This window comes from Parvularcula maris, from assembly GCF_024505085.1.
Classification (GTDB): domain Bacteria; phylum Pseudomonadota; class Alphaproteobacteria; order Caulobacterales; family Parvularculaceae; genus Parvularcula; species Parvularcula maris.
Genome location: NZ_JANIBC010000002.1, coordinates 240280 through 265036, shown reverse-complemented (window position 1 = coordinate 265036; position 24757 = coordinate 240280). Strand labels below are relative to the sequence as shown.

Below are 24757 nucleotides of genomic sequence, written 5' to 3'. Positions count from 1 at the left end.
GTGCGGCCCGCGACAAGCGGCCAATCGGCTGGAAGCTGTTCCAATCACGACTGGTACTGAGCGAAAGGGACGCTTTCTAACCTAGGTTAGGTGTCGCCGCGTAAGTGTTCCGTCACGAGAGCAACGAGACGGGGCATGTGCCGGGGGGGCAGGTCGTGGCCCATGCCCTCAATGATCTCTAGCTTGGAGCCTTCGATCTGGGCGTGGACGTCCTTTCCCGCTTCGGTGGGAACGAGTTTGTCCTCGCTGCCGTGAATGACCAGCGTCGGCGCCTTGATCGTCCGGCTGTGCTTTCGCAGGTCGCCTGTCTCCAGGATGGCGGCGAGCTGGCGGTGCCAGCCTTCGTGGTCCATCCCCCGCTCGACGGCGGCGGCGTGGAAGGCGCGCAGTTCGTCCAGGCTCATGCCGCCATCGGCGGTGATGAAGTACTGCCATTTGGCTACCATGCGCTCGACGGCCTCCTCGCGGCTCGAGGGGGCGGCCTCGCGGGACATCAGGATCTTGCGGGCCTCGCCCTTGGGCAGAGGCAGGCTGCGGTTGCCGGTGGTGGTCATGAAGAGCGTCAGCCGGTCCACCTTGTCAGGGTGCCGCGAGGCGAGCATCTGGCCGATGATCCCGCCCATGGAGAGGCCTAGGACGTGCGCCTTGACGAGGCCCATTTCATCAATGACCGACGCTGCGTCGTCGGCCATGTCGGCTAGAGAGTAGGGTGCGCCGGCCGACATGCCGAAAATCCCCATGCCGAGCTGCAGCCAGGGGTTCGGGGCTCTCACACCCGCCAGCTTGCCGGACAGACCGACGTCGCGGTTGTCGACTCTGACGGTGCGGAAGCCTGCGCCGTGCAGTCCGTCGAGGAACGCTTGGGGCCACTGGGTGAGCTGCATGCCCAGGCCGTTCAGCATCAGGACCGCCTCGCCGCCTTCCGGCCCGTCCACCTCATAGGCGATCGAGGGGTCGCCGCTCGTTCTGTGTTCTGTCATTCACTCTCTCCCCTAGGGCGCCTCATGCCTGGCGGCGGCGGCGTCTCGGCGGCGCCTGCGAAGCACTGTGCCTTGCTCATCCAGTCCTTCGCAACCTCGCCCGTCACCCGAAGCGGCACGTCGGCGATGTTGCGGGTCTGAGTCACCACCTGACAGAAGGCGGTCGCCGGACCTTCGATCCGCTCGTCGTCGCGCTCCTCGTTGAAGCGCCAGACAGCCCCCGAGGGCGCGGTCAGCTCCACATAGGGCTTGGTAGAGGGTTTGTCCTGTCCGCGTACGGCGTAGGTCCAACCGAAGGTTCGCACACCCAAGGTGGCGATCTCCTCGATGCGGTCCTCGTCCCGCCGCTCGATGCCGAGATCGTCGTAGATCGCCTGGCCGTGCGCCCAGGTCTCCATGAGCCGCGCACCGATGGAGGAGGAGGCGCTCATGGGAGGCCCGACCCAGGGCAGGCGACGGTCGGGGTCAGCCTTCGCGAAAGCATCAGCCGTCTCCTCCGCGCCCGTCAGCCACGCCTTGCGCAGCGCCTCGCCTTCGAGCTCGCCATAGCGCTGGTCCTCATAGGCGCGCAGCCCGCCGCTCATCATGACCGGCATGGCTTCGGTCAGCATGGTCTGGAAGCCCGCTTCATCGGTTAGGCTGAGGAGGGCTGCCTGGTTCCAGAGGTGGAGGTGGCGCACGATCTGGTTGGCGGTCCAGCCCTTGAAAAGCAGCTCGCGGTCCCAGTCGAGATCCGGACGGTTGAGCACGGAGGAGAGCGCGTAGCTTTCAGCGAGGAAGTCGTGTGCGACGGGAATCATTCGCCGAGCGCCTCGGCCAGACGCTCATAGGCTTCCGCGAACTCCTCCTTGAAGCGCTGCACCACCCGGCCTGCGCTCTCGGTCTCGTTCATCAGACCGACCGCCTGGCCGACCCAGTAGGTGGAGAGCTCTTTCGCCCCCTCATGGCCGCCGTCCGCGAGCTTGTCGAGATGCCTCAGAGCGGGTTCGGTGACCAGGGTCTGGAGCGGCATGGGCAGGGGTGCCGGCCCCTCCTTATCCCAACTTTCGGTCCAGGGACTTTTCAGCTGCCGGGAGGGCTTGCCGGTGCGCGAGCGGGAGCGGACCGTGTCGGCGGAGGTGGCGGTAAGCATCTTCTCTTTGACGGACTGGCTGGTCTCCGCCTCCGAGGTCGTCAGCCAGACCGAGCCGCACCAGGCGCCCGCCGCGCCCATGGCCATCAGACCCGCCATCTGCGCGCCCGTGGCGATGCCGCCAGCGGCCAGCACCGGCGTGCCTTCCGCGGCGCGGACAACTTCGGGAACGAGAACGATGGTCGAGACCTCACCGCAATGCCCGCCTGCCTCGCCGCCCGCCGCGATCAGCACATCCACGCCCGCCTCGACCTGCCGCGCTGCATGCTTCGCCGAGCCGACTAGCGCACCGACGGCCACGCCGTGCTCTCGGCCCTTCTGAAGCATGATCTCGGGCGGAACGCCCAATGCGTTGACCATCAGCTTGATAGGGTGGGCAAGGGCCACGTCGAGCACGGCCTCCGCACCGTGAGGCGTGAGGTTGTCCGTGAAGTGAAGATGCTCGCGGCGGCTCTGCTCGAGCGTATTGGTGGAGACGCCGCTCTTCTCCAGAAGGTCCGCTGCGAAGTTCTTGTGCTCCTCTGGCACCATGGAAAGAAGTGCGTCCTTGTCCACAGGCCCTGCCTGAAGCGCGGTGGCGTTGGGGACGATGAGGTCGAGGCCGTAGGGCTTGCCGTCCACATGATCGTCGATCCAGGCGAGCTCCTCCTCCAGCAGCTCCGGGGGGTGATTGACAGCGCCGAAGACCCCCATGCCGCCTGCGCGGGAGACCGCTGCCACCACATCGCGGCAGTGACTGAAGGCGAGGAGGGGAAACTCGATCCCGAACATCTCGCAGATGGGTGACTTCATGATGGCTCCTCCGCCTCTATCTCGATCGTGACCAGGAGGTCTCCGCTGGCGACCTGGGTTCCGGCCTTTGCACGCACCTCGCTCACAGTCCCCGTGGTCGGCGCGGTGATCTCGTGCTGCATCTTCATGGCCTCGAGGATGAGAAGCTTCTGGCCTTTTTCGACCCGCTGACCCTCCTGAATAAACACATCAGTAAGCTGACCATGCATGGAGGCGGTGACGGCTCCTGCTCCCGCCTCGTCCTTGCCCGCACCCCGGCGGTAGGTGACATCTTGCACGCTTACATCCATCTCGGGGAAGGACAGATGGTAGGTGTCTTCGTCGGCGGCGAAAGCGAAGGGGGTAGACTTCCCTCCGAGCTCTGCCGTGCCTCGTTGGCCCTCTAGTGGTGGAAGGGTGACCTCGATATCACCGACCTCGAAATGGTGGGGGCCGCCTGCGACACGAAGCGCATGGGCGATACCGTTCATCTCGATAAGCACCGTACGAACGATCCGCTCGCTGCTCGAAAAGAAGCGCAAGCTTTCCGGAACGGAAGGGCCGCGTGCGGCTTGATCGGTGGTGATCAGTGCTCCGATGAGGGCAAGCTGCTCCGCCGTCGGGCTTGGCCGCTCCGGCGGCTCCATCCCGTCGATGGTCGTCGTTCGCGCCTCCCCGCTGCGGAAAGTCTCGCTGCGGATCAACTCCTTCAGGTAGCGCAGATTGGTGAGCGGACCGAAGCAGACCGTGTCGTCAAGTCCTGCGAGAAGCTTTCGGACAGCCTCCTCCCGCGTTCGTCCGTGGGCAATCAGCTTGGCCAGCATGGAGTCGTAATAGGGGGTCACCTCGCTGCCCGTCCGAACGCCCGTATCCGTCCGCAGACCTTCCCCTGGTTCGAACAGAGCGATCTTGCCGATCGAGGGCAGGAAGCCCGCCGCCGGGTCCTCGGCGTAGAGCCTGGCTTCGATGGCATGGCCAAGGAGGGTCACGTCCTCCTGCTGCAGACCTAGAGGCAGTCCCTGGGCCACCCGAAGCTGCAGTTCCACGAGGTCGAGGCCGAGCACCTCCTCCGTCACTGGATGTTCGACTTGAAGGCGGGTGTTCATCTCCAGAAAGTAGAACGAGCCGTCATCGGCCAGCAGGAACTCGACCGTGCCCGCACCCTCATAGCTCACCGCCGCTGCTGCCCTGATGGCTGCCTCGCCCATCTTGCGGCGGAGCTCTTCGCTGACGGCCGGAGAAGGAGCTTCCTCGATCACCTTCTGATGGCGACGCTGCAGGGAGCAGTCCCGCTCGCCGAGATGGATGATGGTGCCATGGCTGTCGCCGAAGACCTGGACTTCGACATGCCGGGCGTTCTCGACGGCCTTCTCCAGAATGAGGCCGGAAGATCCGAACGCGCTCTCGGCTTCGGCCTTCGCAGCCTTAAGGGCGGAGGAAAGCTCCTCCGCACGACGGACGATCCGCATACCGCGACCGCCGCCGCCTGCAGCAGCCTTCACCATGACCGGGTAGCCCGCCGCTTCGGCAGCCTCTACGAAGCGCGCCTCGTCCTGATCCTCGTCCTCGTAACCTGGGATGCAGGGCACGCCCGCAGCGATCATCGCGCGCTTGGCCCTAGCCTTGTCCCCCATCAGCTCGATGGCTTCGGGCGAGGGGCCGATGAAGATGAGCCCGGCCTCACGGCAGGCACGGGCAAAGCCTGCGTTCTCCGACAGGAAGCCGTAGCCAGGGTGGATCGCCTCGGCACTGCTTCTTCTTGCGGCATCCAGAATTTTCGTCTGATCCAAGTAGCTCTCACCAGGGTGAAACCCTCCGATCCGAACGACCTCGTCAGCTAGCTCCGTATGCAGTGCGTCCCGGTCGGCGTCCGACGCGACGGCTACCGTCCGGTAGCCTAGTACCTTCGCGGTACGGATGATTCGGCACGCAATCTCGCCCCGGTTGGCGATCAGGACGGAGGAGAAGCGATCAGTCATGGGGCGCCCAGCTCGGCTTCCGCTTCTGGGCGAAGCTCGCGATGCCTTCCCGTCCTTCGTCGGAGAGGAGGCAGTCGGTGAAGACTTGCGCCGCTTCCTCTGCAAGGGTGTGAGGGGGGTGCTCCGCCGCCCTGATGGCGAGTTCCTTAGTGGCTGCGACGGCCCCCGGCGCGCAGCCGCGAACCTGTTCGGCCAACGCCTGTTCATAGGCTTCCAGCGCTTCACCGTCGGCCACGAGCGCGTCGGCGAGGCCTATCTCCGCCGCCTTCTCGCCGCCGAAGGACGAACCCGTCAGCATCAGCTTCTTCGCCGCGACGAGCCCGACCCGCCTCACGACGAAGGGGGCGATCTGCGCCGGGGGGATACCGAGCCTTACCTCGGTGAAGGCGAACTTGGCCGCTGGGGTTACCGCCACGAAATCGGCGCAGCAGGCAAGACCAAGCCCCCCCGCCATAGCGGAGCCGTCGATCAACACGAGGGTCACCTGCGGCTGGCTGGCGAAAGCCGCGAAGAGGCGCCCGCCCACCTCGCTCATCGTGCGGATGGTTTCGCGGTCGCCGCCCATGATGTGCCCGGCCATCCCCTTCAGGTCGCCGCCGGAGCAGAAGATACGATTCGAACCCTGCAGCGTGATACCTCGGACGCTGCGGTCATCGCGGACGGCTGTCAGGGTTTCCAGGAGGGCGCCCGCCATCTCCGTGGAGAGAGCGTTGCGCTTCTCCGGGTCGTCCATGGTGAGACGCAGCCAGCCATCATCGAGATCGGTGTGCAGAAGATCATGTTGGGTGAGAGCAGTCATCTACATCCTCGCAACGCCGAAGGCGTTCGGGTGAAGGGTTCTTGCTTTCGCCTCCGCGCAAACGGCCAGCACCATGCCTAGCACGGCGCGGCTGTCGCGCGGGTCGATGACTCCGTCGTCGCAGTTGCGGCCAGAGCTGGTGAAGGCGTCGGACTGGCCGTCGAAATGGTGCTTGAGGGCGGCTTCCTGGAAGGCGAGCATCTGTTCGTTCGGCTCCTCTCCCTTCGCCTTGGCGGCGTCCTCGGCGACGATGCGCATCACGCGCCCAGCCTGCTCTCCGCCCATCACCCCGGTCTTCGCATTGGGCCAGAGGAAGCAAAAGTCCGGGTCGAAGCCGCGCCCGCACATGCCGTAGTTTCCGGCACCGAAGCTGGCGCCGATCTGGAGAGTGATCCGGGGCACACGGATATTAGCGACGGCCTGGATCATCTTCGAGCCGTTCTTGATCATCCCCCCGCGCTCGGTCTCCACCCCGACCATGTAGCCGGTCGTGTTCTGCAGGAAGAGTACAGGCGTCTGCGAGCTGTCGCAGAGCTGCAGGAACTGGGTCGCCTTATGCGCACCCTGATTGTCGATGGGACCGTTATTGGTGAGGATACCTACCCTGTGGCCCATGATCAAGGCGAAGAGACAGACCGTCGCCGAACCGATCCGCTCCTTGAACTCGGTGAAGTCCGAGCCGTCCACGATCCGGGCGACGACCTCGCGCGCGTCGAAAGGACTGCGGTAGTCGGCTGGCACGATGCCGAGCAGCTCCTCGGCGGGGTAGAGGGGTTCGGTATAGTCCTCGGCCCTAACTTCCGGGGTGGGCGGAAGCCTGCCGATCACCTCGCGCGCGGCCAGAACGCCCTCCCGGTCGTCGGGTACCAGAATGTCCGCGAGGCCGGAGACCTCCGCATGCATCTTCGCGCCGCCGAGTTCGTCATCCCCTGCAATCTCACCGGTGGCGGCTTTCAGAAGGGGAGGGCCGGCGAGGAAGGCTTTCCCTTCGCCCTCCACCGCCACCACGTAGTCGGACAGTCCGGGCATGTACGCGCCCCCCGCCGTGGAGGAGCCGTGCAGCACGGCGATGGTCGGAATGCCTGCTGCGGAGAGGCGCGCGAGATTGGCGAAGATCTCTCCCCCCTCCACGAACCCTTCGACCGTATAGGCCTTGAGGTCGCCGCCCGCGCTCTCGACCAGGTGGACGAAGGGCAGGCCCTGGCGAAGGGCGATGCGCTCGCAGCGGATGATGCGCTGCGCCGAGCCGACAGTCAGCGCGCCTGCCTTGATGGCGCTGTCGTCCACCGCCACCATGCAGCGCCGCCCGGCAATAGTACCGATGCCAGCGATGATGGTCGATCCGGGAACGGAGCGCTCCTCTTTGTCTGTGTCGACCATATAGCCGGTGAGGTTGCCGATGGTCAGAAAGGGCGAGCCTGGATCGAGGAGGGCTGCGAGGCGGTCCCGCGGCAGGAGCTTGCCCGCCTCGGCGAACTTCTCCGCCTTCCGTGCAGAAAGCGCTGCACCGCGGCCGTTGAGCTCGGCCAGGCGGCTGGTGAGCTCCCCCATGGCCTCGCGGTTGGCCGCGAAGCTGTCCGATTTCGTATCGGTCTTGGAGGTGAAGACGCTCACGGCAGTACCTCCGCCAGAAGGCGCTCGGGTACGCGCACGGGGATCGTCAGCATGACCTGACTGAAGCCCTTGCCCTGCGGGTCGTTGCGCAGGGAGGCGATGCCGCCGCCCCCTAAGGACTTCTTAAGCACGAAGTTGATCGCCCCAGACCCTTCCATCAGGTACCGCTCCACCGGGCCTTCCAGGACATGGGCGAAGCGTTCGGCCACGACGTTCTCGGTCAGCTGCGCCCAAAGATAAGGAAGAATATCTTTATGCCGTGCAATCACGCCGATATTGGCGTCGTTGCCCTTGTCACCGGAGCGCGCAACGGCGGCCTCGATGAGGAGGACGGTGACCATCGGTTCGTCCCCTGACGGACTGGCGATCTCGGTAGAGACTGGCTCGGCTCTGCTATCGCTGCCTGCCGTAAACGGAACACGGATCGGGCCGTCGCCTGTGTCGTAGTTCGGTTCCACGTCTTCTTTGGGGATGAGGAACGAGAACAACTCTACCACCGGCGAGGGCTTGGGCCTCGTCCCCGCGAAGCCGCAAAGACCGGGCGGTGCGGAGAGCCCCAGGCCCGCGGCTTCCTTGAGAAGCGCTCCTACCCCTTCGGCGTCGGGATGGCGGACGGCGAGCTTCAGGACCACCTCATCTGCCTCGCCTCCTTCGCCGAACTGCGTGCCCGAGCCGAGCACCTCCGTGCTGACCTCGGTAAAGGGGGGAAGGCCTGCGCCTTCTAGCCGTTCCTGCGCTCTCTCGACCGCGTCGTTTGCGAAGGCTTCCGCCTTCTCGGCGGCTTCGAAGCCGTAGAAGCTCGGCGTGAGACCGCCGCGCCAGCCGGACAGATGGGTAGCCGAGACTTTGAGCCGAGGGGAGGGCGCACGGCCTTTCGCGCCGCTCACCACGACGCCCCCCTCGCCATCCTCCGCGATGATCACATTGGTAAAGTCACAGCGAACATCAGGGAGCTGATAGTCTGACGGATCGCCGATCTCGTAGAGAAGCTGCTCCGCCACGGTCTCTCTACTGACGAGACCGCCGGTTCCGTCGGGTTTGGTGATGCGCGCAGCGCCGTCCGGGGAGACCTCGGCGATGGGGTAGCCGATATGGGCGCGGTCCGGCACGTCGCGCCAGTCGGTGAAGTTGCCGCCCGTCGCTTGGGCGCCGCATTCGAGAAGGTGCCCTACCAGGCTTCCCACCGCCAGAAGGTCGTAGTCGTTCGCAGGCCAGCCGAACCGGTGCATCAGAGCACCTAAGGTCAGGGCGCTGTCCACACAGCGCCCGGTGACGACGATGTCCGCTCCCGCATCGAGAGCCTTCGCGATTGGCACCGCGCCGAGATAGGCATTCATGCTGACGATCGCGGCGGGGTGGGGGAAGGCCTTCCCGCTGAACATCTCAGGCGGACCACCCTTGGCGATCTCCTCCTTACGGCCGATGAGATCATCGCCCTCCACCACGGCGACGGTGAGATCCAAACCTTTCTCCTTGACGAGCTGCCGAAGTGCCTCCGCGCAGGCCTTCGGGTTCACCCCACCTGCATTGCTCAGCACCTTGACCTTCTTCTCAGCGATCTGGGCCAGGTGCGGCGCCATGGCTTCCGTCACGAAGTCCCTAGCGTAGCCGCCCTTCTCCGGGTCCTTCATGCGGGCTCTCGCCAGGAGGCTCATGGTGATCTCAGCGAGGTAGTCATAGACCAGAACGTCGACATTCGCGCCCAGAAGTTGCGGCGTCGAGCGCGCGCTGTCGCCCCAATAGCCGCTGGCACCGCCTATCTTCATCGCGCCGGACCTTCTCACTACGCCGCCCCCTGCCTAACCCTTGACGCCGCCGCTGAGCAAGCCTCATTCTAAATGAGTGTGCTTCAGCAAGCAGGAGCTAAGGCATGAAGAACCCCTTCGATACGGACGAGCGCCGGGCGTTTCGCAAAACGGTGCGGGACTTTGTGGCTAAAGAGATCACCCCTTTTGCGGACGCTTGGGATGAGGCAGGCGTGATCCCCTGGGAGCTCCATCAGAAGACAGCGGAGCTGGGGGTGTTCGGCTTCGGTATCCCCGAAGAACTCGGTGGTCTCGGCTTCGACGATGCCTTCATGCGCAAGATCTGGGCGGAGGAGCTGGCTGAGTGCGGCGCGGGCGGCATCGGCGCGGCCCTCAATATCCGCACCGTGGCCATCAACCCCGTCGTCCAGCATGCGCGCGCTGGCATCAGGGACCGGATCGTCCCAGAGCTGACCTCCGGCAGGGCGAGCGCCAGCCTCTGCATCACCGAGCCCGGCGGCGGCTCGGACGTGGCGAGCCTGACGACGAAAGCCGAAAGGGTGGAGGGCGGTTGGCGCATCTCCGGCTCCAAGACCTTCATCACCGGCGGCATGACCTCGGACTACTTCATCGTCGGTGCCCGGACGGGCGGCGAGGGTCTCGGCGGCGTGTCCCTCTTCTTCCTCGAATGGGGCGCCGAAGGCTTCACTCGCACCGCCATCGAGCGCAAGATGGGCTGGTGGTGCTCCGACACGGCCACCTTGTATTTCGACGACGTTTTCGTCCCCGATGAGGATATGATCGGCCCGGAGAATATGGGCTTCATGGCCATCATGCAGAACTTCAACCTGGAGCGGCTGGCCATTGTCTGCGGTTCGCTCGGCTCAGCCAGGGTCTGCATGGACGATGCCGTGGCCTGGGCGAAGGAGCGGGTGACCTTCGGACGTCCCCTGATCACCCGCCAGGCCATCCGTCACAAGATCGCCGAGATGAGCGCGCGTATCGACGCGCTCGACGCCTATGCCAACCAGATCTGCTGGTCGATCAACGAGGGCGATATGCCGGTCGCGGAGCTGTCCAAGGCCAAGTTCCTCGCCACCAAGACCCTCGAATATGTCGCCTCCGAGGCGATGCAGATCATGGGCGGGGCGGGCTATCTTCGCGGCAACAGGATCGAGCGCGCCTACCGTGAGGTGAAGGTCATGGCCATTGGCGGCGGCTCGGAGGAGATCATGAAGGACCTCGCCGTGCGCCAGATGGGGCTCTAGATGAGCCGTACACAAACAAGGCGCGAGAAGCTCGCTGAGAAGGAGGAGGCGATCCTTCAGGCCGCTACTAAAGCATTCCTGCTCGGCGGCCTCAAGGCGGCCCGCATGGCCGAGATCGCCAAAGCCGCGCAGGTGGCCGAGGGCACGCTCTACCTCTACTACCGCAACAAGGAGGCTCTGTTCGAGGCGGTGGTCGCTAGGCACTGGGACGATCTCAGGCGCGGTGCGCAGAAGGTGGTGAGGGCCGAAACCGATCCCGTTCTGCAGCTCGAGACCTTGGCGAGCTACACGCTGGACCGGATCATGGGTGATCGGAAGCTCTTCGAGCTGACTTTGTATCTCGCCCATGCCGGCGAGGGCCTGACGGCGGCCACCGACCGCCTAGGTTATGTCCGGGTGTTCGACGGGGTGATCGAAAGGGGGAGATCGGAGGGCGTGTTCACGGCCTCGGCGAACCCCAAACTGCTGCGCGACCTCTTCTTCGGCACGCTCGACTACGCCGCACGCTCCGCCCTCGCCCGCGGGGAGGATGCGGCCTCGTCTCGGATTATCGAGACACTGATGACAGCCATGCTCGCTGTCTTGCAGCCGCGCGCCGAGGACAGAGATCCAGGCGTGGAAGAGCGGTTGGAGCGGGCCGTAGCCCGCCTCGAAGCGGTGGCCGAACGCTACCCGGCGGGGTAGGGGCAGCGCGCAACGTGGCGGCCGTAAGCCGTTCCGATCAGGAGCTCGCTTCCGTGCTGTAGTCCGACGGTGGCGCCGGAGATCTGTCCGCTATCGTCATAGAACAGCGTCTCCTTCTCGCCGCTCTTCGGGTCTACGCGGAGAATAAGGGAGGGGGCATCATCAGCCTTCTCGTCGCGAAAGGCTTCGAAGCGGAATGCGTCGCTGATCCCTGCACTGATGAGGCTGCCGCCTTTGGCAATTGTGACATTGTCGGGTGCGCTTCCCATCGAGAAGCGGGTGCGCTCTGCAAGGTCACCGTTCTCCCCGACGTCATAGGCACGCATCCGCCGCCCCTGAACCTCGTTGACGTAGAGCGTTCCTCTGTCTTCGGACAGGGCGATGCCGTTGGCATAGTTGAGACCGTCGGCGACGATGCGCGCGCTTCCCCGCTCGAACCGCACCACGTCCGCCACCGGAAGCAGCAGGTAGGTCTCCATCGCTCCCCTCAGCCCGCCGATCCAGCGTTTGTCATTGGTGATATAGAACCCGTCCTCGGCGAAGACCGCTAGATCGTTCGGTGAGCGGAACAAAGGATGGGTCAGTGTACGGCGATGGCTGAGCCTTCCCTCACTAACAGCGAAAACCTCGACCGTATGGGAGGGGCCACTTTCCGCCTCGCTGTAGAGCCCGCCTGGATGGCTGATGGCGTAGAGGATGGTCTCGTCCGGACCCTCCCACAAAGAAAGCCCGTGCGGCTTGAAGTCGTCCGGCGCATCGAGGCTCGCCAGCTCGATCTCGCCGCCGTCAGGCCACCAGTAGATACCGGGCCGCCAACCGTCTTCGAAGCCTCGCCGATCGACCGAGGAGAGGAACACCCCGCCCGAAACAGAGACCATATCCTCCGCGCCGGGAACCAAGGCGAACTCGGTGCACGCTCCGACCAGCACCGACTGCCTCGTCTGGTAAAGGTCCGCAAACCGGCTCAAACGCACCCCATGCAGGAGAACAAGAACCAGCAGAAAACCTCCAACCCCTAACAGCAGCTTCCTCATCTGGCTCTCCCCAACCGTTTCAGAACAACCTTTGCACCCGGCGAGAAAGGATGCTAGGCGCGCCTTTCCTGCGGGTATAGCACAATGGTAGTGCAGCAGCCTTCCAAGCTGAGGATGCGGGTTCGATTCCCGCTACCCGCTCCATAGAGCTTGCCCTCTTCGCCCTAGCTGGTAATCTCGTGACGTGCCGTGAGTTGGGTGTTCCACAGCATGGTGGGGCCTTGCTCTCCATCAAACTAATACACCCTTGTACGGAAACGCACGTAAGTTGCATTATAGGCATGGTCCGACATGAAAATGGGTTCTTTCTAGATCCTTCCTAACCGTGATTATGGTTTATCGCTACTCGTACATAGAGGATCCGAGGCGGCCGTTCGGCTTGTACAACCAAGATTCCTACTGGCGCATCGAAAAGCGAGGTGACAGTCTATTGCAGAGCCGCTCTGCATAGAGTCCTGTTTCCTGCTTTCACAGCAAGTGATCCGTCCGTATTGGAACGGACGCCCATTCGTCGTGGCGCTATGGAACTGGAGTAATACTCTTTGTTGCGGCTATCGACTTCAATGGCCCGAACAGCATCTGGTGCAGGTTTGATCTCTTCGGTGATCAGCGATCTAAATCTCAGAGACCACTACATTAAGAACGTAGACAGAATATCTGTTCTGTGCTGGTATACAATAATGAAAAGCTTCAAACTATCCCGGTGTGACGAGGAGGGTCGCTTATGTACCGAAACGTCCTCCGCCTTGCCGCCTGCGTTCGTTGAGAACTGTCAGGCCACGGCGCTCTCTACCGAAAGATCGGCTACCATTCTCCCTGGGTGGGTTACGGCGCGATCGCCGATGACGTACCGGTCGGCGGCGGCGCTTTTATCGGTAGGCCACAGGGCGGTAGAGTCGAGATTGCCTATTACACGCTGCCGGAACACGAGGGTAGAGGTTTTGGTACGATGGCGGCGCAGGAACTGGTGCAGATCGCTTTAGCGGAGGACAGAACACTGACCCTTACCGCCAAGACGCTGCCCCAAACTGGACCGTCCACGGTCATTCTGGAGAGGGCTGGTTTCCTGCAGACCGGGCTGACGACCGACGAGGATGTCGGGGACGCCTGGCTTTGGGAGCGGATCTCCGGCTAATAAATCGGAAGGTCTCCGAGGAAGGGCCTAGCTTCCGACGGGTACGTACCTTCGGCTGCGACAAATAACGGATCAGATCAGCATGTAGCCGAGGCCCCTGACGGTCTTGATGATCTCCGGTTTGGCAGGGTTGCGCTCGATCTTCTTTCTCAAGCGCGAGACCCTCAGATCAATGGATCGGTCGAACGGGTCCCAACCGCGTTCATGTGCCTCGTCGAGCAGTCTTTCCCGCGTGACCACTCTTCCGCGATTGTCCGACAGAACCTTTAGAAGGCTGAACTCCATGGCCGTCATGGGAATGTCTTCACCCCCTTCCGCAATGAGACGTGCTCCGCTCAGATCTAGGGTGTGGGGTCCGATCGCACAGTGACCTTCCAATGTTGACTGATAGTGTTCTGCAACCGGATTGGCCTGCATGCGCCGTAGAACGGTCTTGATACGCGCCTCCAGCTCCCTAAGATCGACCGGTTTGCCGATATAGTCGTCGGCGCCGAGCTCCAGCCCGACGATCCGGTCCACGGTCTCGGCTGCTGCCGTCAGCATAATGACGGGAAAGGCGTAGCGGCTGCGAAGCTCCTTCAAGACCGCGATCCCGTCCATACCAGGCATACGGACGTCCAGCACCGCAAGGGCGGGCGGATCGACCTTTACTGCCTCGAGAAGGCTACGGCCATCCTCGCAGGTTTCAGCTTTGAAGCCGCGTTCGCCGAGATACTCGCAGATCATCTCGCGGAGGTCGGTATCGTCGTCACAGACGAGAATGCGCGGATCGGTCAAGGCTGCACCTGCTTCGTCAGGCGGGCGAGCAGAGCATCGAACTCGTCCGCCGCGATGGGCTTCTCGATAAAGGGGTGGCTTCCCTCATCCAGAAAACTCCGTACCCCTTCCGAAAGGCTGTCGCCGGTGATGAAGCCGAAGCGGCCTTTCATAGCGGGGCGTGTCTCGATGATGAGCTTCATCAGTGCATCCCCCATCATGCCTGGCATCTTCATATCGGAGATGACTAGATCGAAGCCCTCCGTCTGCGCACGCTTCACCGCCTCGGTCGGTGCGTAGGCGCAGGTGACTTGGTGGCCGCGGTCAGTGAGCATCTCGGCGACCAGATCGGCCACGTCGCGCTCGTCATCCACGACCAGCACCCTCAGACTAGCATGAGTTCCCGCGTCCCTCATCGGCGCCCTCGTAGCCAATGCCGAAGGCGGGGCAGCGGGCAGGGACACGACGAAGCTGCTGCCTTCGCCGGGGGCGGAACTTGCCTTCAGCTCTCCCCCATGGGCGGCGACGATCCGGTGGCAGAAGGCGAGACCGAAGCCGGTTCCTTCGCCTACCCCCTTGGTGGTGAAGAAGGGTTCGAAGACCCTGGCCCTGGTCGCCTCGTCCATGCCGACGCCGTTATCGGTGACCTCCATATCGATCCGTGCTCCCCGCTGCATAACCGAGAGCACCATGCGTCCGGGATCGGGAGCACCTTTCATCGCCTGTTCGGCGTTGACGATCAGGTTGGAGAGCACCTGCACGAGCTGGTCCTTATCCACCAGCACGTCCGCCGTGTCGTAGCTCAGTCTGAGACTGACCTCACCCCCGTCCGCCCTGAACCCGTAGGTGGCGATCTCGGCGGCGTTCTCCATCAGCTCGGCGGGGCTCGCCGGTTCGATGCGGGCCGGGCGCTGACGGGCCATGGCAAGAAAGGTCTTGACGATGCGCGCGCTCCTTTCGGCGGCAGTGCGGATCTTCCCAATGCGCCGGAGCTGCTTCTCCCCCGTCAGCTCGCTCTCCAGCATCTGCGAGAACCCCACCACAATGGAGAGGGGGTTGTTGAGCTCGTGGGCCACGCCGGCCAAGAGCTCGCCCAAGGCCGACAGTTTCTCGTTCTGGTGTGCAACCGCCCGCTGATGCTCCGCCTCCTTAGCTGCCGCCTCCCGCTCGGTGACGTCGAGTGTGGTGAAGAGCGAGCCGCCGTTCTTGGTGCGGTGTCCGCTGACCTCCATGATGCGCCCATCATTGAGTTCGTACTGAACATTCTTGGACAGCGCTTTGAAGGCTGCGGTCGCAGCGGCCGAGTACTCCTCAATGGTCATGCCCTCCGGCATCCCCCTGTTGGCGTTGGTCCGACCTGCACGCAAGACGATGTCGTCCATCAGCTCGCCGGGACGAGGGCGGGCTTCAGGATCGACGAAAAGCAGTTCACAGAACTTCCGGTTACAAAGAATGAAGCGGTCTTCCTTGTCGTAAAGGGCGAAACCTTCCTCCAGGAACTCGAGCGCCTCGGAGAGCTGTCCAGGAACCTCGAAACCCTCGCGGGCCACGACGACAGGGAGTTGATCCGTATGGGACAACGCCGGTTTCATCGTGGCGATCGGCTCAAGAAGGTCGAGCACATGCTCAATCATGCTGATGAAGCGGCGGCCATCGGGCAGTTCCCGGCAAGAGATGCGCAGCGCGGGGAGGTCGCGGCGACCCATCTGCACATTCTTCCTGTTCTGACGAATGGCACTTTCGACTAATGTAGCGTACTCGACCTTCCCCACTTCATCCGGCACCACGACGAGATCGCTCTCGACCAAGGCCTCGACGAGTTCGCCGATGGGCATGCCGGGAGAGGGCGCAATACCTGCGGGACTAAAGAGAAGCTCTTCAGCGCGCGCTGTCACCAACTCGACCATACCGGACGGGTCGAGAACAAGAAGGCCCTCATCGAGATGCTCGAATAGTAAGTTCTTCAGATCACCGCCTTGGTCAGCCGGAGAGAGAGGTTCTGGTATCATCTTCTTCCTCCGCAAACAGATGGCTGCCCGACAATGGACAGGTCTTGTCTTTCGCACGCACGGTAAGTGTTCATCGCGGGGCCGCCAAGCTGTTTCATGCAAGCGGTGGTAGCTTTCCTCTTCATCAATCTTGTGTCGGTCGAGGGGAGTTTTGTATCTATTGTATCACCGATGCCAGCGAAGCTCCAAGGTGCCGAATCGCCCATCAGAAAGTGCTGAAAAGAAATCATCCTGATACCAATCAGACATTCGACCGACAAGAACCAGTGTCATTCCTCAGTACAGAGCCTGCCCCCACACCGGTTCGGCAGGCCAGACACTGAAAGGAACCGACATGTCCCGCTCTCTCAAACTGGCCCTCCTGGCCGGCGCCAGCCTCGCCAACCACTCAGCCCATGCCGAGCCCTATTTTCTCGAAGACGTTTTCAAGTCCATCGTGGTCAACCTACCCCAGAACGAAGTGTTCGTCGATATAACGAACGTTTCAGGAAGCACCGACCCGAAGGACTTCAAGATCGGTCACCTGCAAGACGAAGTGGTGTTCGAAGACATCTTCCCGATCTATCACTGCGGCTGGAAGGACAAGACCTTTGTCCAGGAGCTCGCCATCAACCGTAAGAAGACCTTCTCCTGGCCCCAGGGCTCCCATCTTTGGCTCGGCAAAGCGGGCGCTGCCAGTAGCGGCTACTTCGACAAGAAGACCTACTACCACGGTATCGAGTGGCCGAAGGTCCAGCCCCGATCCTATGAGCTGCGCAACGCGGCCTTCCAGAACAGCGACGAGCTGAAAAGCCGTGGCAACACCAGTGATCTCGCCGTGCCCATAGCCAAGCTGGTCAGTCCTCCCGATGGAGCCTCGAAGCCGATTGACGGCGAAACCGTCTTCCTGACCGCGCTTGAGGAGCATGTGGCGGGAGGGGGTGACCGTGTCGCCTTCATGCGGAAGAACCAGAAGGTCAGCGTCGATGTGCCGATCTCCTTCGTCGGTGCCTGCACGTTCCTCGACCCGGCCAAGCATCCGGCGAACCCGCTCCCGCACTACGACACTGCCGAGACCATGGTGCGGATCACCTACCGCTATGAGGGCGACCGCTCGATCACCTACACCCCCGCCGTCCCGGTAGGCGGTGACGGGGAAATTCTCGAGAAGGTCCAGATCACGGAAGCCAGCATCAAGGTCGATCCTCCGCAGTCGGTCGGTATCTGTCCCCGTAACGTGAACGCACTCGCACGTCTCCGCTTCAACGAGAAGCCGAAGCAGAAGCGCGTGCTGACCTACCGCTTCTTGAAGAACGGGAAGCCGATCAGCCCGTGGATGCAGCGCGACATCAAGAACATCGACCAGATCGAGCTGCCCTACGCAGTGCCGGTGGAGGAGGGGATCGCTTCTGATATCGCTGCGAGCATTCAGACCAAAGTCGCGACGAATGGCGGCCTCGAGGCAAAGGACGTGCTGACCTTCGACCAGAACCCGATCATCGCCATCGAGGCGAAGATCGAGGGGCAGACCAAGATCGCGACCAGGCGCTACAAGGCCTCCTGCCGCGATACGGTGGAGGCAGAGTTCGAGCCGGACTACGGGCCTGACCTCATCACGCGTGAAGGCATCGAGCTTGGCGGGGTGAAGGCCGCGTGGGGTGGTGAGATTACCTTGGAGGAGACCGGTGCCACCGACATCACCGGGCAGGGCTGCCGTTTCCGCTACGCCTACGATGTCCACAATGTCGGCAAGACCAGCGCCGCAGCGTTCCACAACCGGCTCGTCATCCCCGGCAGGGTAGCGGGCATCGCAAGTCATGCAGGTCTCGCGAAAGGCTCAAAGCTTCTCTCGGCCGGGTCCGTTCTCTTGCCGTCCGGCACCTACACGCTGAGAGCATTCCTGGACGCGGACTACGAAGTACCTGAGCGCAACGAGGACAACAACGATGCAGCCGTCACAGTGACGGTGCCTGAGCGGTGCGGCGGCGCGCTGAACCTGCAATAACCGACATACTCAGTACAATACAGGAAAGGCGAGCCTTCTTGGCTCGCCTTTCTTCATGGGGGATAGAACGTTCTGCGGACGATACAAATGATACCGGGACTGACAAAAGACGGACAAGGGCAGGGCTCATGGAGAGGAAGCCGGCGAGCTGCCGGAGACAAGGAGAACCCCATGATCCGCAAACTCACCATCAGTACCTTTTGCTCACTGGCAACGCTTTCATCCGTCCACGCGGCCACCGTCTATACGGACCGGGACAGCTACGTGAGCGCTGTCGATCCGAACGGCGCGCAGGACTTCAACACCATCGACGAGCTACCCTTCCATTCGGAGGACGCATCGGTCGGCATCTTCACCTTCCGCGAGACGGGCCTCTACTCGGTCCACAACGGTGAGACCCTCACGTCACTCGTTCAGAACCCGCTGCCCTGGGAGAACTATCAAGTAGACGGAACATCCTTCGTTCACATGACGGCCGGTCAGATGGACCCGCAGACCTATGTAGCACCGAGGATCGACTTCACCCTTCCACTGAGCGCGTTCGGTGCAGACTTCCGCGGGATCGGCAATCTGGGCGACAACTTCGTGACCGACAAGAAGACCAGCCTCGACTTTTACGACGCTGCTGACGACCTCATCGCCAGTATCGACCTGACGATGCCGGGGGGCGAGCTGCTCTACCAGTTCTGGGGGGTCGATTTCGGGGCAGCCATCGCTTCCTACATGATCATCGAGAACCCGACCCGCTGGTTCGATGTCTTCGCGACTGACAACTTCACCTACCGGTTCGATCCCCTACTGATCGACAGCGAAGTGCCGGTGCCAGCAGCGCTGCCCCTGTTCATCGGTGCGGCTGCTCTGTTCGGTGCTGCAAGGCGCAGAAGCACCGTGGTTTGAGCCGAGACTGAAGAACTGCCGCTTGGTGATAGACCATCGACTGGCCTCTGGCGGCAGTTTAATGCGGTTCTAGCAGAGCTGTGGGTACCAAACCGGTGGGTTCGATCCTGCGTAGAGGACAGGCTTACTGGATATATCCAGTAGTTTACTAAACCGATTTTATGAATTTCCTAAGCCTTATACTGTTCTATAATATTTATACTGTTTGTACTTATAATATACCAAGCATTTTCAGTAGCACAGCTAAAAACTAATCACTGTACTCATCAATTACTAGCGAAAAATAAGACGTGAGATAGTTCCTTGTAGATACTAATGGCTAAATAGAGCTGGCATCCGTGCTCAGCTTGATTTACCTGAAGCCGTAAATCCTAGGGCGGTGTAGAGTTGGGTATAGGACTGGGCCAGGCTGGCGGTGGAGTCGGTGAAGGCTTCCCGGCTGCCGATGAGCTGGCGCTGGGCGTCAAGGACGTCGATCAGGGTGGCGAGGCCCTCCGTATAGAGAGCCTGAAGCTGATCGAAGGCGGCCTCGGAAGCCTCGGCGGCGGCGGCTAGGTCGGCGCGTTGGGCCTCGGCGGCGTCGATGGCGAGAAGCGCGCTCTCCACATCCTGCACGGCGGTGAGGAGCGTGAGGCGGTAGTTAGCCAGCGCCTCCTCGGCACTTGCTCGAGCGGCCCTCACTTCGGCGCGTCTGCGACCGAAATCGAGGACGGGTATGTCGAGGATGCCGGTGGCGAGCTGAACCGCCCCGCCGCCGGTCAAGCTTTCGGCGAGGGTGCCGCCAATGGTGAGGCGCGGGTAGAGGTCGGCGGCTTCTATACCGATGGCTGCCGTCGAGGCGGCAAGCTGCCGCTCGGCAGCGCGAAGATCGGGCCTTGTACGGAGAAGGTCTGCGGGGAGGCCGAGGGGCGGCCCCCCTTCGTAGAGCGGTACGTCGGGACGCGGCTCGATCTCCGCCTCTTCCGTACCTGGCATACGGGCGGTGAGGACCGCCAGGGTAAGGACGGCGTCGCGGCGGGCAGCGGCCAGGGGGCCTGTCTGCGCGCGGGTTCTGGCGAGGTCGGCGGCAGCCCGGCGCACATCAAGATCGGCGGCGAGGCCCGCATCGGCGCGTAGGCGCACGATCCTCAAGGTCTGCTGCTGAAGATCGAGAGACTGCTCGAGAAGTTCGAGCCGCGCCTCGGTCCGGCGGAGTTCGAGATAGGTCGAGGTGGTGAGAAAGACCGCGATCCGTGCCGCGTCGTCTCGGCTCGCATCCGCGGCGGCGAGCTGCGCTCTGGCGGCTTCCACGCTTCTCCTTGTACGGCCGAAAAGATCGGGGTTGAAGGAGAGCGTACCGCCTGCCTGGGCCGTGGGCTCCGCGCCATCTACCGCCCGGCCGCTTACCTCGCCGTCCACTACAGGGAAAAAGTCCGAAACCTGAGCGCCCAAAAGCGCGCGGGCGCGGTCGACCCGTGCAGAGGCCGCCTCGACGGTGAGGTTTGCGGCGAGCGCGTCACCGACGAGCCGCGTGAGGGTCTCGTCGCCGAAACCCTCCCACCAGACATCGGCGCCGGATTTCTGAAGCTCCCCGGCGAAACCGGTCGGCAGCGGGATCTCGGGTCGGCGGTAGTCCGGTCCGGCGGCGCAGGCGGCAAGAACCCCTATGGCAGCAAAAGAGAGAAGCCTCACAGCGCTTCGGCCGCTTTCAGCTCCTGCTCCAACGCCTCGGTCTCAGCGCTCCGCACCGCGCCGAAGCGTGCGACGAGCAGGTAGATGACCGGGGTGAGAAAAAGGGTGAAGAGCCCGGCAAGACCCAATCCGCCGAACACCACCCAGCCGATGGCTTGGCGCGCCTCGGCCCCCGCGCCGGAGGAGAGGATGAGCGGTACCGCGCCGAGCACGGTGGAGATCAGCGTCATGACGATGGGCCTCAGGCGCCTCGAGGCAGCCTCCAGAGTCGCCTCGCCGAGTTTGCGCCCTTCGGCGCGAAGCTGGTCGGCGAACTCCACCATCAGAATGCCGTTCTTGGCCATCAGTCCGATCAGCATGACGAGCCCGATCTGGCTGAAGATGTTGAGTGAGGTGCCTGTCAGGAACAGCGCAAAGAGCGCGGCAGCCAGAGCGAAGGGCACGGAGAGGAGCACCACCACCGCGGAGGTCAGGCTCTCGAACTGGGCGACCAGGACGAGGAAGACGATCACGAAGGCGAAGCCGTAGGTGAGAAGAAGCTCGTTCGAGGTCTCCTGAAGACCTGCCGCATCGCCCTGAAGGAGCATGTCGATGGTATCGGGCAGGGTTTCGTCCGCGAGCCGCTCGATCTCGCTCACCGCCTCTTCGAGGGTGACGCCGTCGGCGATGTCCGCCTCGAGCTCGATGGCGCGGCGCTGCTCGGTACGGTCGAGTTCGGCAGCGACCCCTTCCTCGACGATCTCGGTCATGGACGAGAGAGGCACGAGCTGGCCGCTCCCTGTGCGGATGAAGAGGTTCTGAAGGTCGGAGGGGTCGGTCACCGATCCGGTCTCGGCGGAGAGGAGGACAGGGATGGCCCGGTCGCCTACATTGAGATCGACGATCTCGTCGCCGCCCACCATGGAGCGGAGCGTCACCGACAGCTCATCGAGATCGACACCGAGATCGGCCGCGCGCTGACGGTCTACCTTGATCGCGATCTGGGGCTGGGTGGGCTGGTAGCTGATCTCGGGGTTGAGAAGGATGTTGCTCTCCGCCTCGATGCGGTCGGAGAGGTCGCGGGCGGACTCGAAGATCCGTAGATAGTCGCCGCCCGTGAGCGCGACCTGGACCCCGTTGCGAGAGCCGCCCCAGCCGAGCTGAAGGCTGCCCCGGCCAAAGGGGCTTCCGCGCACCCCCGGTATCTCTTCGAGCGGCCCGCGAAGCTCGGCGATCAGCTCCTCCTGACCCACCTTTCGGTCCTCCCAGCTCTTGAGAGGCAGGGTCATGTAGACGATGTTCGGGTCGTACCGTCCGACCACGGTGAAGACGCCCTCCACGGGGCCGCCCTCTTCGGCGTAGGGCGCGACGATCTCTTCCATCAGCGCCGCCTGGCGGTTCATGAAGTCGAGGCCGACGCCGTCCGGCCCTCGGGCAAAGACGAAGACCTGGCCGCGGTCCTCAGGCGGGGTCAGCTCCTTGTCGAGGACCGGGTAGAGAAACGCCGCCGCACCAGCAGCGAAAACACCGACACCCACGGATAGAAGAGGACGCGAAAGACAGACACCCAGCGCGCGGTCATAGCCTCGCTGCACCGCCCCGCCGAAGCGGGAGACGCGCGGCGGCAGACTGTCCCGGCCCGTCCCCATCCGGGAGGCGAGGGCCGGTACGAGAGTCAGGGCGATGAAGCTCGAGATGACGACGGCGATGGCGAGAACGAAGCCGAACTCGCGGAAGAGACGCCCTACCTCTGACGGCAGGAAGCTGATTGGGACGAAGACCGACACCAGGACGGCTGTGGTCGCGACCACCGCGAAGAAGACCTGGCTGGTACCAGTCACCGCCGCGGCCCTGCGCCCCTGCCCCTCGCCTCTCTTCTTCTGCACGTTCTCCAGCACCACGATGGCGTCGTCGACGATGAGACCGGTGGCTAGAACGAGGGCGAGAAGGGTCAGCACGTTGACCGAGAAGCCGAGGATGTAGATGCCCGCCAGCGTGCCGATCAGGGCCACGGGGATGGCGAGAGACGGGATGAGCGTCGCTCGAGCCGATCCGAAGAAGACGAAGATGGTCCCCATGACCACGGCCACCGTGATGAAGAGGCTGGTGATGACCTCGCGGACGCTGGCGGTGATGAAGACCGCATCGTCCGTGTAGACCAGCACCTCGGCGTTATCGAGGCGGCGGTTGATGCGCTCGACGGCCTTCTTCACCTCCGTCGAGATCTCGATGGTGTTGGACTGGGCCTGCCTCACGATGGAAAGCCCGACGACCGGTTGGCCATTGAGGCGAGTGAAGTTCGTCGCGTCGGCCGGTGCGAAATAGGCTTCGGCCACATCGCCCACCGTGATCTGGTCCCTGAGGATGATCTGTTTGATGCGTTCGGGCGTGGCTGCCGTCGCCTCGGCGCGGACGATGAGCGATTGATCGCGGGAGGCGAAGCTGCCCACCGGCACGTCGAAGGGGGCGGACCTGAGCGCCGCTGCGACGTCGCCGACGGTGAGGCCGTAGCGGCTGAGCCGTAAGGGATCGATCACCACCCGGAGCTGCCTCTCCCGAGCACCGAAACGGCCCACCGAAGCAACCCCTTCAATGGCCTGAAGCTCCGGCGCGATGGCGTTATCGATCAGGAAGGTGACCTCGTCCTCGCTGAGGGTCGGGGCGAGGACCGCGAGCTGCAGGATGGGGTCGGCATCGTCATCGGCCTTCGTCACGGAGAGCTGCTCGACCCGGTCGGGCAGGTTGCGGCTCACCTGGGCGATGGCCTCGCGCACGTCGTTGGCCGCCGTGTCGAGGTCCGTACCAGGACGGAAGGAGACACGGATGCGCGCGTTGTTCTCTTCCGAGGAGGATCGGATGTCCTCTACCCCCGACACCCTCGCCACCGCACCTTCGAGAACCGAGGTGACCTCCGCATCCATCGTTTCCGGTGCGGCGCCGGGGAAGACCGCCCGTACCGAGACGATCGGCCGGTCGACATCGGGCATCTCGCGGACTTCGACGCCGAAGATCGCCGCTAGGCCTGCGATGACGATCAGGAGGTTGAGGACGCCAGCGAAAAGCGGGCGCTTGACCGCGAAGGCAGGAAGGGAGGAGATCACAGGCTGCTGCCGACCGCGACACCGGCGGTGCTGCCGGAGCGGGAGGAGGCCTTGGCGAAGCTCACCGTGCTGCCCTCGCGGACCTTCTGCACCCCTTCGGCGACGATGACACTCCCCCTATCGAGCGGCGCGTCGATCAGGACCTGCCCCTCCCGACGCGAGACGATCTGCACCGGCACCCTCGAGGCCTTGTCGTCCTCGACTGCCCAGATGAAGGAGCCGTTCGCCCCCCAGACGATCGCGGCCTCGGGCACTGCCGGGTACTGCCGACCGGGTATGTTGAAGGTCACATCGAAGCTCATACCGGGTCGAAGCCGGTCGTCCTCATTGGGCAGTGCGGCCCGGACCCGAAAGGCCCGGCTGGCATTGTCGACGCGGCTGTCCAGAAGCACGATCTCGGCTTTGAGCGGACCCTCCGCGGTGAAGGGGCGGACGGTGATCCTGTCGCCGCTGCCGAGCTGTCCGAACACCTCCTCGGGGGCGTTGAAGTCGACATAGAGAAGGCGCCGGTCGTCGATAGCGGTCAGTACCGTGTCGGGTCCGACCCTGTTGCCGGGATCGACGTCGCTCAGGCCCACATAGCCGTCGAAGGGCGCCCTGACCGTGCGCTCCGCCAGCCTGAGCTGAGCCTGTTCGAGGTTGATCTTCGCAGCTTCGAGCTGGGTGCGGGCCTCGTCGATGGCGCTGTCCGACACGGCGCCCGTGTCCTCGATCCGTCGGTAGCGGGCCAGAAGCTGCTCCGCCTCCCGGACCGTGACATCGGCCAGACGCACAGCGAGGCGCTCGTCCTCGGCCTCGAGGGCGATGAGGGGAGCACCGGCCTCGACGAACTGCCCGGCCTCGAAAAGGACCTCCTCGACCACACCGGCGGTCTCGGCGCGCACCGTCGCCTGCGCCCTGGCGCGGGCGGTGCCGACCGCCTGCACGGTGCGGGCATCCTCGAGATAGGCGACCTCGAAGGGGACGATGGTGCTCGCCTGAGGCCCACCGAAGCGCCCCTCCTCGTCGGCACCGTCGGAGCATGCCGCAAGAAGCAGGACTGTGAGGGCTAAGAAGGTTCTCATAGGAGGCAGATAGAGCAAGATCTCTGCCCGCGCGAACCGCAGGCTTCACATTTACAGCAGCAAATCGCGGCAGGACGTCGCGTTCCCACCGCAAATCTGCTTTGCGCTAACATTGTGAGACCGGCTGCCTGCACCGAAAGGCTGTATAGCCCGCC

General features: G+C 63.5%; 18 protein-coding genes and 1 tRNA gene. 6 read left to right on the top strand and 13 right to left on the bottom strand.

What is annotated here, in order from left to right; genetic code table 11:
* Positions 1 to 86: 86 nt before the first annotated feature.
* The 7 genes from NOG11_RS04605 to NOG11_RS04575 are packed head-to-tail and all read right to left on the bottom strand — an operon-like array spanning position 87 to position 9041.
* Positions 87 to 980 carry an alpha/beta fold hydrolase gene (locus NOG11_RS04605; RefSeq protein WP_256618509.1) on the bottom strand — a complete coding sequence of 298 codons (894 nt, stop codon included), beginning with the start codon at positions 978 to 980 and terminating at the stop codon, positions 87 to 89.
* Positions 977 to 1780, bottom strand: coding sequence for a TIGR03084 family metal-binding protein (locus tag NOG11_RS04600; RefSeq protein WP_256618508.1), 804 nt, complete (start codon positions 1778 to 1780; stop codon positions 977 to 979). Before NOG11_RS04600 ends, NOG11_RS04605 begins: the two co-directional genes overlap by 4 nt.
* Complete coding sequence (locus NOG11_RS04595; protein WP_256618507.1) at positions 1777 to 2904, bottom strand: NAD(P)H-dependent flavin oxidoreductase; 1128 nt, start codon at positions 2902 to 2904, stop codon at positions 1777 to 1779. The genes NOG11_RS04600 and NOG11_RS04595 overlap by 4 nt, the downstream gene beginning before the upstream one ends.
* Positions 2901 to 4862 (bottom strand): acetyl/propionyl/methylcrotonyl-CoA carboxylase subunit alpha, encoded by a 1962-nt coding sequence (locus NOG11_RS04590; RefSeq protein WP_256618506.1) that lies wholly within the window; start codon positions 4860 to 4862, stop codon positions 2901 to 2903. The genes NOG11_RS04595 and NOG11_RS04590 overlap by 4 nt, the downstream gene beginning before the upstream one ends.
* A complete protein-coding gene (locus tag NOG11_RS04585) occupies positions 4855 to 5661 on the bottom strand; it encodes an enoyl-CoA hydratase/isomerase family protein (protein WP_256618505.1) in 807 nt (268 codons plus the stop codon). The genes NOG11_RS04590 and NOG11_RS04585 overlap by 8 nt, the downstream gene beginning before the upstream one ends.
* Entirely contained in the window at positions 5662 to 7275 is a 1614-nt protein-coding gene (locus NOG11_RS04580; protein WP_256618504.1) for an acyl-CoA carboxylase subunit beta, read from the bottom strand.
* Positions 7272 to 9041 carry an acyclic terpene utilization AtuA family protein gene (locus tag NOG11_RS04575; protein ID WP_256618503.1) on the bottom strand — a complete coding sequence of 590 codons (1770 nt, stop codon included), beginning with the start codon at positions 9039 to 9041 and terminating at the stop codon, positions 7272 to 7274. The genes NOG11_RS04580 and NOG11_RS04575 overlap by 4 nt, the downstream gene beginning before the upstream one ends.
* A gap of 104 nt (positions 9042 to 9145) precedes the next feature.
* Here NOG11_RS04575 and NOG11_RS04570 point away from each other — a divergent pair, with 104 nt between their 5' ends.
* Positions 9146 to 10288, top strand: coding sequence for an acyl-CoA dehydrogenase family protein (locus NOG11_RS04570; RefSeq protein ID WP_256618502.1), 1143 nt, complete (start codon positions 9146 to 9148; stop codon positions 10286 to 10288).
* Entirely contained in the window at positions 10289 to 10972 is a 684-nt protein-coding gene (locus tag NOG11_RS04565) for a TetR/AcrR family transcriptional regulator (RefSeq protein ID WP_256618501.1), read from the top strand.
* Here the strand turns inward: NOG11_RS04565 and NOG11_RS04560 are convergent.
* A complete protein-coding gene (locus NOG11_RS04560; protein ID WP_256618500.1) occupies positions 10957 to 11940 on the bottom strand; it encodes an SMP-30/gluconolactonase/LRE family protein in 984 nt (327 codons plus the stop codon). The two genes, NOG11_RS04565 and NOG11_RS04560, sit on opposite strands and share 16 nt — an antisense overlap.
* A 136-nt stretch (positions 11941 to 12076) precedes the next feature.
* Between NOG11_RS04560 and NOG11_RS04555 the strand changes: the two genes are divergently transcribed.
* Positions 12077 to 12150 (top strand) — tRNA-Gly (locus tag NOG11_RS04555).
* Between the two features lie 676 nt (positions 12151 to 12826).
* Positions 12827 to 13141 carry a GNAT family N-acetyltransferase gene (locus NOG11_RS04550; RefSeq protein ID WP_256618499.1) on the top strand — a complete coding sequence of 105 codons (315 nt, stop codon included), beginning with the start codon at positions 12827 to 12829 and terminating at the stop codon, positions 13139 to 13141.
* A gap of 72 nt (positions 13142 to 13213) precedes the next feature.
* On the opposite strand, the gene NOG11_RS04545 is transcribed toward NOG11_RS04550, so the two are convergent.
* Complete coding sequence (locus NOG11_RS04545; protein WP_256618498.1) at positions 13214 to 13918, bottom strand: response regulator; 705 nt, start codon at positions 13916 to 13918, stop codon at positions 13214 to 13216.
* Positions 13915 to 15906 carry an ATP-binding protein gene (locus NOG11_RS04540; protein WP_256618497.1) on the bottom strand — a complete coding sequence of 664 codons (1992 nt, stop codon included), beginning with the start codon at positions 15904 to 15906 and terminating at the stop codon, positions 13915 to 13917. The genes NOG11_RS04545 and NOG11_RS04540 overlap by 4 nt, the downstream gene beginning before the upstream one ends.
* Before the next feature lie 334 nt (positions 15907 to 16240).
* Between NOG11_RS04540 and NOG11_RS04535 the strand changes: the two genes are divergently transcribed.
* Complete coding sequence (locus NOG11_RS04535) at positions 16241 to 17890, top strand: CARDB domain-containing protein (protein ID WP_256618496.1); 1650 nt, start codon at positions 16241 to 16243, stop codon at positions 17888 to 17890.
* A gap of 171 nt (positions 17891 to 18061) precedes the next feature.
* Positions 18062 to 18787, top strand: a complete 726-nt coding sequence (locus tag NOG11_RS04530) for a VPLPA-CTERM sorting domain-containing protein (protein ID WP_256618495.1) — start codon at positions 18062 to 18064, stop codon at positions 18785 to 18787.
* A 342-nt stretch (positions 18788 to 19129) separates the two neighbouring features.
* Here the strand turns inward: NOG11_RS04530 and NOG11_RS04525 are convergent, their stop codons facing one another.
* From NOG11_RS04525 to NOG11_RS04515, 3 genes are read right to left on the bottom strand one after another with little or no spacing between them, the layout of a single operon-like run.
* On the bottom strand, positions 19130 to 20458 hold the full coding sequence (locus tag NOG11_RS04525) for an efflux transporter outer membrane subunit (RefSeq protein ID WP_256618494.1): 1329 nt from the start codon (positions 20456 to 20458) through the stop codon (positions 19130 to 19132).
* A complete protein-coding gene (locus NOG11_RS04520) occupies positions 20455 to 23538 on the bottom strand; it encodes an efflux RND transporter permease subunit (protein WP_256618493.1) in 3084 nt (1027 codons plus the stop codon). Before NOG11_RS04520 ends, NOG11_RS04525 begins: the two co-directional genes overlap by 4 nt.
* On the bottom strand, positions 23535 to 24602 hold the full coding sequence (locus tag NOG11_RS04515) for an efflux RND transporter periplasmic adaptor subunit (RefSeq protein ID WP_256618492.1): 1068 nt from the start codon (positions 24600 to 24602) through the stop codon (positions 23535 to 23537). Before NOG11_RS04515 ends, NOG11_RS04520 begins: the two co-directional genes overlap by 4 nt.
* Positions 24603 to 24757: the final 155 nt, after the last annotated feature.